The organism is Bacillus sp. FSL K6-1338 (assembly GCF_038006965.1).
Classification (GTDB): Bacteria; Bacillota; Bacilli; order Bacillales; family Bacillaceae_G; genus Bacillus_A; species Bacillus_A thuringiensis_S.
Map to the genome: position 1 here is coordinate 74,082 of NZ_JBBOWI010000001.1, position 8,419 is coordinate 82,500.

The window sequence follows — 8,419 nt, forward strand, 5'->3', positions numbered from 1 at the left end:
TCTATATAAATAACTTATGTAGTTTGAGGTGGTTCATCTAAGAGGGTGGGATAAAAGAAGACGGGGTGTTGATATGCAACGAAGAAAATCTTTAGCGCTTTCTATTCCATATCAGTTAGATTTCTTTAAGCAATATAAATTTCTTTCTCAGGATAAGCCGCAACATATTTTGCTGGAAAGTGGACGTGGCGGTCGTTATAACATAGTGGGTTTAAACCCGGTAGCGGCAATCCAAGGAAAGGGTGTAAAGTTACATATAAGTGAAAGTGGTAAGGAAACAATAAAAAAAGGGAATCCATTAGATTTAATGCAAGAATATATGGAGAAATGGAAAACAGACTACAATCCAGAGTACCCACCTTTTCAAGGTGGTGCAATGGGCTACTTTAGTTATGATTGTATCCGTTATATTGAAAAACTCCCTTCTCTTGCAGAGGATGATCTGAATATACCCGATATATACTTTTTATTATTTGATGATGTGTTTGTCTATGATCAAAAAGAAAAGGTATTGTGGATTATTACACATTATGTAGATAAGCATGCAGAAGCGGAAGAACGTTTAAATGAATGGAAGGATCTTTGGACGGCAGAAGTGCCTGAAGTGACTATGCCGTTTGAACGTCCTAAAAAGAAAAATGAAGCGGTTGCCTTTACAGAAGCAGGCTTTATGAAGGCTGTTGAATGTATTCAAGAGTATATTGGAAATGGTGATGTGTTTCAAGTAAACTTGTCGACAAGACAGGAAAGAACTTTACAAACGCATCCACTAGAAATTTATACAAGTCTTCGTAAAATTAATCCATCTCCATATATGGGTTACTTAGAGCTTGGGGATTTTCAAATTGTTAGTGCTTCGCCTGAATTGCTGATTAAAAAACAAGGGCAAGAAGTAAGTACACGACCAATTGCAGGTACAAGATCCCGAGGTGCAAATGAACAAGAGGATCAAGACTTAGCAAGGGAATTAATTGAGAACGAAAAGGAACGAGCAGAGCATGTGATGCTTGTAGATTTAGAGCGAAATGATTTAGGACGTGTTTGTAAATATGGTACTGTAGAAGTCGATGAATTTATGGTAATTGAAAAGTACTCACATGTTATGCATATCGTTTCCAATGTGCGTGGTGAGGTGGAAGAAGATAAGGATGCTTTCGATTTAGTGAAAGCTGTATTTCCTGGTGGAACAATTACTGGTGCACCGAAAATACGTACGATGGAGATTATAGAAGAATTAGAGCCTGTTCGTCGAGGGATTTATACAGGTTCAATTGGTTGGATTGGTTATTCTGGAGATACGGAATTAAATATTGTCATTAGAACGCTTCTTGCGAAAGATGGGCAAGCACATGTGCAAGCTGGAGCGGGAATTGTAATTGATTCAAATCCGAAAAATGAATATAAAGAGTCGTTAAAAAAGGCAATTGCTTTATGGCGTGCAAAAGAAAGTAGCGAAGAAACGGTTAGGTGAGAGAAATGATATTAATGATTGATAATTATGATTCTTTTACATTTAATTTAGTACAGTTTCTTGGAGAACTTGGACAAGAGCTTGTTGTTAAGCGTAATGATGAAGTGAGTATTGCAGATATTGAGAATATGAAACCAGATTTCTTAATGATTTCGCCAGGTCCATGTAGTCCTAATGAAGCGGGGATTAGTATGGAAGTTATTAAATACTTTGCTGGGAAGATTCCGATTTTTGGAGTTTGTCTTGGGCATCAATCGATTGCACAAGTATTTGGTGGAGAAGTTGTTCGTGCAGAGCGATTAATGCATGGAAAAACGTCACTTATGCATCATGATGGGAAAACGATTTTCTTAGATATTCCTAATCCATTTACTGCAACGCGTTATCATTCCCTGATTGTTAAGAAAGAGTCATTGCCAGATTGTTTAGAGGTAACATCTTGGACAGAGGAAGGGGAAATTATGGCGATTCGTCATAAGACACTGCCGATAGAGGGTGTGCAATTCCACCCAGAATCTATTATGACTTCTCATGGGAAAGAGTTACTACAGAACTTCATTCGTAAATATAGTCCAAGTGTGACATCATGTTAATTTACGTAAATGGCGAGTATGTAGAAGCGAATGAAGCGAAAATCTCCCCTTATGACCATGGTTATTTATATGGGCTGGGAGTTTTTGAGACATTTCGTATTTATAATGGTCATCCTTTTTTGTTAGATGATCATTATAACCGTTTAATAGGTGCGCTAGATGCATTGCAAATTAAATGGACAATGACAAAAGATGACGTGATGCTTATTTTGAAAAATCTACTCGCTAAGAATGAATTGGAACATGCGTATGTACGTTTTAATGTATCAGCAGGTGTAGATGAAATAGGATTACAAACGGAAATGTATGAAGACCCTTCGGTTATTGTTTTTATAAAACCTTTAACAGCTCCAGGAGATGTAGTAGAAAAAGAAGGGGTTATTTTAAAACAAGTGCGAAATACACCAGAAGGAGCATTTCGTCTGAAGTCTCATCATTATCTAAATAATATTTTAGGGAAGCGTGAAATTGGAAATGTAGTGAGCAAGGAAGGTATTTTCCTTACTGAAGCAGGTTATGTTGCAGAGGGGATTGTTTCGAATCTCTTTTTTGTGAAAGGTGATGTTTTATATACACCTTCGTTAAAAACAGGGATTTTAAATGGTATCACTCGTGCGTTTATTATAAAAAGTGCTGAAGAATTGAATATAGAAGTAAAGGAAGGTTTCTTTACAAAAGATGAATTACTTTCAGCAGATGAAGTCTTTGTAACAAACTCAATTCAAGAAATTGTTCCGCTTTATCGTATAGAAGCGCAGGATTTCCCGGGTAAAGTAGGAGTAGTTACAAAAAGTTTAATGTACCTTTATGGAATGCAGAGAGAGAAATTATGGAGCAGAAATGAATTACGAAGAGGAGATGTGTAGTTTGAAGTGGGATTATGATTTACGCTGCGGCGAATATACATTGAATTTAAATGAAAAGACATTAATTATGGGGATTTTAAATGTAACACCAGATTCGTTTTCTGATGGTGGGAGTTACAACGAGGTAGATGCTGCGGTACGTCATGCAAAAGAAATGCAAGGTGAAGGTGCTCATATTATTGATATTGGTGGCGAATCTACTCGCCCGGGTTTTGCTAAAGTATCAGTAGAAGAAGAAATAAAGCGAGTTGTCCCGATGATTCAAGCGGTTTCAAAAGAAGTGAAATTGCCTATATCTATCGATACATATAAAGCTGAAGTTGCAAAGCAAGCAATTGAGGCTGGTGCTCATATTATTAATGATATTTGGGGAGCGAAGGCGGAGCCAATAATTGCTGAAGTCGCAGCTCATTATGATGTACCTATCATTTTAATGCATAACCGCGATAATATGAATTATCGAAATTTAATGGCGGATATGATTGCTGATTTGTATGATAGTATCAAAATTGCTAAAAATGCTGGTGTGCGAGATGAGAATATTATTTTAGATCCAGGTATCGGTTTTGCTAAAACACCTAAGCAAAACTTAGAGGTGATGCGTAATTTAGAACAGTTAAATGTGCTAGGTTATCCGGTTCTCTTAGGTACATCGAGAAAGTCCTTTATTGGGCACGTATTAGATTTGCCAGTAGAGGAACGCCTTGAGGGAACGGGAGCTACTGTTTGTCTTGGTATTGAAAAGGGTTGTGAGTTTGTTCGTGTCCATGATGTGAAAGAAATGGCGCGTATGGCTAAAATGATGGATGCAATGATTGGTAAGGGGGTAAAGTAATTGGATAAAATTTATATCCATGATATGGAGTTTTACGGTTATCATGGTGTGTTCCCGGAGGAAAATAAATTAGGTCAGAGATTTAAAGTTGACTTAACGGTGGAGTTGGATTTAAAGCGTGCAGGGGAAAGTGATGAATTAGAGCATTCGGTCAATTATGGAGAGCTTTTCGAATTATGTAGAAAAGTTGTTGAAGATAGAAAGTATAAGCTTGTGGAGAGTATCGCTGAAAATATTGCTGCAGATATATTAAAACAATATGAAAGTATTTCACGATGTACAATTAAGGTAATTAAGCCGGATCCACCGATACCAGGTCATTATCGTGCTGTAGCAGTAGAAATTACGAGAGAACGTCCATGAATAATATAGCATACATTGCATTAGGGTCAAATATTGGAGAGCGTTATACGTATCTAACCGAAGCGATTCAGTTCTTAAATAAAAATCCTTATATTCAGGTTGATGATATTTCATCTGTATATGAAACTGAGCCAGTTGGCTATACTGACCAAAGTTGCTTTTTAAATTTAGTTATAAAAATTTCTACCAATTTATCACCACAAGAATTATTGAAAGTAACACAAAAAGTAGAAAATGACCTAGGAAGAAAAAGGGAAATTAGGTGGGGACCGAGGACTATCGACCTTGACATTTTACTTTATAATCAAGAGAATATTGAAGCAGAGAATCTTATTGTTCCGCATCCGCGGATGTTTGAAAGAGCTTTTGTTATCGTTCCGTTGTTAGAGATTAATCAAGACATAAAACAAAACATTTCACGTTCACAAGTAGAAGAAATGAAAAGGCGAGAGGGAGTAACGGTATGGAAGCAGAAAAATGGGGAAGACGCATTCGTGCTTTTCGAAAGCTAAAAGGCTACACGCAAGAAGGTTTTGCTAAAGAATTAGGGGTATCTGTATCTGTTTTAGGTGAAGTTGAGAGAGGGAATCGATCACCTTCTCAAGATTTTGTAGTAGAAGTTGCTAAGGCATTAAATGTTTCGATAGATGAATTAATGCCAAAGTGACTGTGCAGGAAGGAGTAGGTTGATTGTTAAAGATTGCAAATATTGAGATGAAAAATCCGGTTGTATTAGCACCGATGGCGGGAGTGTGTAATTCTGCATTCCGTTTAACAGTGAAAGAATTTGGTGCAGGTCTAGTTTGTGCTGAAATGGTAAGTGATAAGGCAATATTACTGAATAACAAAAGAACATTAGATATGTTATATATCGATGAGAGAGAAAAACCATTAAGTTTACAAATTTTTGGTGGAGAGAAAGAAACTCTTGTAGATGCTGCGAAATACGTAGATAAATATACGACAGCAGATATTATTGATATCAATATGGGTTGCCCAGTACCGAAAATCGTAAAATGTGATGCGGGGGCAAGGTGGCTTTTAGATCCCAATAAAATATATGAAATGGTAGCAGCGGTTGTAGATGCTGTTGAAAAGCCGGTTACAGTTAAAATGCGTATCGGTTGGGATGAAGAACATATTTTCGCAATAGAAAATGCTAGAGCTATTGAGCGTGCTGGTGGACAAGCTGTGGCGGTTCACGGACGTACGCGAGTGCAAATGTATGAAGGTAAAGCGGATTGGGATATCATTAAACAAGTAAAGCAAGCTGTGAATATCCCGGTTATCGGAAATGGTGATGTCGAAACACCGCAAGATGCGAAGCGAATGCTTGATGAGATTGGTGTAGATGGTGTTATGATTGGCCGTGCGGCTCTTGGGGATCCATGGATGATTTATCGTACAGTAAAGTATTTAGAGACAGGTGAATTAATGCCGGAACCAACAGTGCGCGAGAAAATTGATGTATGTATGTTGCATCTAGATCGTCTTATCGACTTAAAGAACGAAAGTGTCGCTGTAAGAGAGATGAGAAAACATGCAGCTTGGTATTTAAAAGGTGTTCGTGGTAATGCGAGTGTACGTAATGGTATTAATGCTTGTAACACACGTGAAGACCTTGCGAATGTGTTAGGTGCATTTGTAGAAGAAGTAGAAGCGAAACAACAAACAATTTACGTTGGTTAATAAGGAACATAGGAGATTGACATTCTTCTATACACTTCCTATAATTACGTGAAAGAAAGAAGAACTGCCAGTTAGTTGCTGGCAGTTTTTCTAGTTGAGTAGAAAATGCTATACTGTATATATTGTAAAAATTAATAGAGCTGGAGTGATATCAATATCATGGATAACATGAACCACGAAGAATTAAACGACCAATTGCTTGTTCGTCGTGAAAAGCTACATAATTTACGTGAGCAAGGAATCGATCCGTTCGGTAAACGATTTGAACGCACAAATTCAACGACCGACTTAGTAAGTTTATATGGAGAATTCTCTAAAGAAGAATTAGAAGAGAAAGAAATCACTGTTTCTATCGCTGGTCGTATTATGACAAAACGCGGTAAAGGAAAAGCTGGATTCGCGCACATTCAAGATTTACACGGACAAATTCAAATTTACGTTCGTAAAGATACTGTTGGAGATGAAGAGTACGAGTTATTTACGACAGCAGATTTAGGTGACTTAGTAGGTATTGAAGGTAAAGTGTTCAAAACAAACGTTGGAGAACTTTCAGTAAAAGCAACGGGATTTACGCTTTTAACGAAATCTCTCCGTCCGTTACCGGATAAATATCATGGATTAAAAGATGTTGAACAACGATACCGTCAACGTTACTTAGACTTAATTACAAGTATGGAAAGTCGTGAAACATTTGTTACTCGCAGTAAAATTATTCGTGAAATGAGAAGATATTTAGATGACAACGGTTATCTTGAAGTAGAAACGCCTATGATGCACGCGATTGCAGGTGGAGCATCTGCTCGTCCTTTCACTACGCATCATAATGCGTTAGATATGGAATTATATATGCGCATCGCAATTGAACTTCATTTAAAACGTCTTATTGTGGGCGGATTAGAAAAAGTTTATGAGATTGGCCGTGTATTCCGTAATGAGGGTGTATCAACTCGTCATAACCCTGAGTTTACGATGATTGAATTATATGAAGCGTACGCTGATTATAATGATATTATGAAACTAACAGAAAATATGGTTGCTCATATTGCGAAAAAAGTATTGGGTACAACAACAATCCAATATGGTGATTATGAAATTAATCTAGAACCAGAATGGACACGTCTTCATATGGTAGATGCAATTAAGCAACACTCTGGAGCGGATTTCTGGAATCCGATGAGTGTAGAAGAAGCGCGTGAGCTTGCGAAAGAACATAATGTAGAAATTAAGGATACAATGGAAGTTGGTCATATTATTAATGAGTTCTTCGAGCAAAAAGTAGAAGATAAATTAATCCAACCAACATTTATTTACGGTCATCCGGTAGAAATTTCGCCACTTGCGAAAAAGAATGATGAAGATCCACGATTCACAGATCGTTTCGAATTATTTATCGTTGCACGTGAACATGCAAATGCATTTACTGAGTTAAATGATCCGATCGATCAAAAAGAACGTTTTGAAGCGCAATTAAAAGAGCGTGAACAAGGTAATGACGAAGCACATATGATGGATGACGATTATATTGAAGCTCTTGAGTACGGTATGCCTCCTACGGGTGGATTAGGAATTGGTATTGATCGTCTAGTTATGTTATTAACAAATGCACCATCTATTCGTGATGTATTATTATTCCCTGCTATGCGCCATAAACAAGACTAAGCTTTGGAGATTTCTCCAAAGCTTTTTTTATTTGAGTATGAGTTGCGTGGGTATAATAGATCTTGATGGTGCGAGAAATTATACTTATATAGAAGAAATGTGCTGTTTTTATACTTTTTTACTAAGTTAAAAATTTTATTAGAAAAACTATTGCATTTTAATAATCAAACTGGTATATTTATATTCGTTGCCACGAAAGGTAACAAGCAAAACAAACGAAAAACAACTTATTGAAAAAAGTTGTTGACGAGAATGTAACGAAATGTTATATTGATAAAGTCGCTTCTGAGCGACCAAGTAGTTCTTTGAAAACTGAACGAAACAAACAACGTGAAACGTCAATTTTTATTTTTAGATGCTAGACAAACTAACTTTATTGGAGAGTTTGATCCTGGCTCAGGATGAACGCTGGCGGCGTGCCTAATACATGCAAGTCGAGCGAATGGATTGAGAGCTTGCTCTCAAGAAGTTAGCGGCGGACGGGTGAGTAACACGTGGGTAACCTGCCCATAAGACTGGGATAACTCCGGGAAACCGGGGCTAATACCGGATAACATTTTGAACTGCATGGTTCGAAATTGAAAGGCGGCTTCGGCTGTCACTTATGGATGGACCCGCGTCGCATTAGCTAGTTGGTGAGGTAACGGCTCACCAAGGCAACGATGCGTAGCCGACCTGAGAGGGTGATCGGCCACACTGGGACTGAGACACGGCCCAGACTCCTACGGGAGGCAGCAGTAGGGAATCTTCCGCAATGGACGAAAGTCTGACGGAGCAACGCCGCGTGAGTGATGAAGGCTTTCGGGTCGTAAAACTCTGTTGTTAGGGAAGAACAAGTGCTAGTTGAATAAGCTGGCACCTTGACGGTACCTAACCAGAAAGCCACGGCTAACTACGTGCCAGCAGCCGCGGTAATACGTAGGTGGCAAGCGTTATCCGGAAT

At 38.0% G+C, this 8,419-nt stretch carries 9 protein-coding genes and 1 rRNA gene (1 of these 10 running past the window's edge); all 10 read left to right on the forward strand.

Annotation, left to right across the window (positions count from 1 at the left end; translation table 11 throughout):
- The first annotated feature begins 73 nt into the window (after positions 1–73).
- On the forward strand, positions 74–1,471 hold the full coding sequence (gene pabB / locus NZ044_RS00390; protein ID WP_001189702.1) for an aminodeoxychorismate synthase, component I: 1,398 nt from the start codon (positions 74–76) through the stop codon (positions 1,469–1,471).
- Positions 1,472–1,476: 5 nt separating this feature from the next.
- Complete coding sequence (gene pabA, locus NZ044_RS00395; RefSeq protein ID WP_000602284.1) at positions 1,477–2,064, forward strand: aminodeoxychorismate/anthranilate synthase component II; 588 nt, start codon at positions 1,477–1,479, stop codon at positions 2,062–2,064.
- A complete protein-coding gene (pabC, locus tag NZ044_RS00400; protein ID WP_000909860.1) occupies positions 2,058–2,930 on the forward strand; it encodes an aminodeoxychorismate lyase in 873 nt (290 codons plus the stop codon). Before pabA ends, pabC begins: the two co-directional genes overlap by 7 nt.
- On the forward strand, positions 2,905–3,765 hold the full coding sequence (gene folP, locus NZ044_RS00405) for a dihydropteroate synthase (protein WP_002084136.1): 861 nt from the start codon (positions 2,905–2,907) through the stop codon (positions 3,763–3,765). The genes pabC and folP overlap by 26 nt, the downstream gene beginning before the upstream one ends.
- Positions 3,766–4,128, forward strand: a complete 363-nt coding sequence (gene folB / locus NZ044_RS00410) for a dihydroneopterin aldolase (protein WP_000358066.1) — start codon at positions 3,766–3,768, stop codon at positions 4,126–4,128. It abuts the gene before it with no gap.
- Positions 4,125–4,640 carry a 2-amino-4-hydroxy-6-hydroxymethyldihydropteridine diphosphokinase gene (folK, locus tag NZ044_RS00415; RefSeq protein WP_001059450.1) on the forward strand — a complete coding sequence of 172 codons (516 nt, stop codon included), beginning with the start codon at positions 4,125–4,127 and terminating at the stop codon, positions 4,638–4,640. Before folB ends, folK begins: the two co-directional genes overlap by 4 nt.
- Positions 4,592–4,795, forward strand: a complete 204-nt coding sequence (locus NZ044_RS00420) for a helix-turn-helix domain-containing protein (protein WP_000387030.1) — start codon at positions 4,592–4,594, stop codon at positions 4,793–4,795. Before folK ends, NZ044_RS00420 begins: the two co-directional genes overlap by 49 nt.
- 23 nt (positions 4,796–4,818) lie before the next feature.
- Positions 4,819–5,817 (forward strand): tRNA dihydrouridine synthase DusB, encoded by a 999-nt coding sequence (gene dusB, locus NZ044_RS00425; protein ID WP_000912244.1) that lies wholly within the window; start codon positions 4,819–4,821, stop codon positions 5,815–5,817.
- Positions 5,818–5,976: 159 nt separating this feature from the next.
- The gene (lysS, locus tag NZ044_RS00430; protein WP_098506696.1) at positions 5,977–7,476 is read left to right on the forward strand and encodes a lysine--tRNA ligase; all 1,500 of its coding nucleotides are present in this window, start codon (positions 5,977–5,979) and stop codon (positions 7,474–7,476) included.
- 373 nt (positions 7,477–7,849) lie between these two features.
- Positions 7,850–8,419 (forward strand): 16S ribosomal RNA (locus NZ044_RS00435); it runs 982 nt beyond the window's last position.